This window comes from Kitasatospora sp. NPDC007106, assembly GCF_040634455.1.
GTDB classification, from domain to species: Bacteria; Actinomycetota; Actinomycetes; order Streptomycetales; family Streptomycetaceae; genus Kitasatospora; species Kitasatospora arboriphila.
This window is the reverse complement of the sequence record NZ_JBEYFP010001328.1, coordinates 1-1235: the sequence shown is the minus strand read 5'-3', so window position 1 is coordinate 1235 and position 1235 is coordinate 1. Positions and strand designations below refer to the sequence as shown.

The following is a 1235-nucleotide window of genomic DNA, read 5'->3' as shown; positions in this document are numbered from 1 at the left end:
GCAGCACCCGAGCCGGACCCAGGCGCGGGAACGGGCGCGGGAACGGGCACGGGAGCGGGGGCGCCGGCGGACGGCCCGGCGCCGGGCGGGGAGTACCCGGAGTGGGCAGGCGCGGTCATGGTGGCCTTTCGGGTGGTGGAGAGCAGGACCGGGGCGGGTCGGAAGGCAGGGGGAGCGGGTCAGGCGGCGACGGGCGCGTCGACCTCGCCGGTGCGCCGCAGCTTCTGCCAGCGCAGCCGGCTGCCGGTCAGCGCGGTGATCCAGGACTGCAGCAGCACCAGGTACATCAGCTGCCGGTACACCAGTTGCTGGAGCGGCAGCGAGAACAGGTGCAGCGGCCGCTCCCGGTCGAGCCGGAAGGCGTACGCGGCGCAGACGAACTGGGCGAGCAGCACGGTCGACCAGGCGGCGAAGGTCTTCGGCGCGTCGACGAACACCAGCCCGTAGACCAGGAAGACGTCGAAGAGCGGGGCCAGCAGCGGAGCCAGCACCATGAAGAGGGCGACCAGCGGCAGCCCCACCCGCCCGAAGCGGCCGGCCGGGCCGGAGGCGAACACCGCCCGGCGGTGCTTCCACATCGCCTGCATGGTGCCGTAGCACCAGCGGTAGCGCTGGGACCACAGCTGGCCGACGGTGCTCGGCGCCTCCGTCCAGGCCCGGGCGTTCTCGGCGTACACGACCCGCCAGCCGTCGATGTGCAGGGCCATGGTGAGGTCGGTGTCCTCGGCGAGGGTGTCCTCGCTCATCCCGCCGGCCCGCTCCAGCGCCTCGCGGCGGTAGGCGCCGACCGCGCCGGGCACGGTGGGCATGCAGCGCAGCTCGTCGTACATCCGACGGTCCAGGTTGAAGCCCATGACGTACTCGACGTGCTGCCAGGCCCCGATCAGGCCGTTGCGGTTGCCGACCTTGGCGTTGCCCGCGACCGCGCCGACGGACGGGTCGGCGAACGGCTGGACGAGTTCGCGGACGGTGGACGGCTCGAAGACCGTGTCGCCGTCCATCATCACGATCAGGTCGTGCGAGGCGTTGGCGATGCCGGTGTTGAGCGCGGTGGCCTTGCCGGAGTTCGGCTGCGTGATCAGCCGTACGCCCGGCAGGTCGAGCTCGCGCACGATCCGCGCGGTGTCGTCCGTCGACCCGTCGTCGATCACGATCACCTCGACGGGGTGCTCGCCGGCCGTCAGCGAGTTGAGGGTGTTGGCGATGCACTCCTGCTCGTTGTACGCGGGCACCAG

At 72.2% G+C, this 1235-nt stretch carries 1 protein-coding gene; it reads right to left on the bottom strand.

The features are described from left to right. Nucleotides 1-179 precede the first annotated feature (179 nt). On the bottom strand, nucleotides 180-1235 hold a 1056-nt coding region (locus tag ABZ641_RS38215), incomplete at its 5' end, for a glycosyltransferase family 2 protein (protein WP_359989256.1).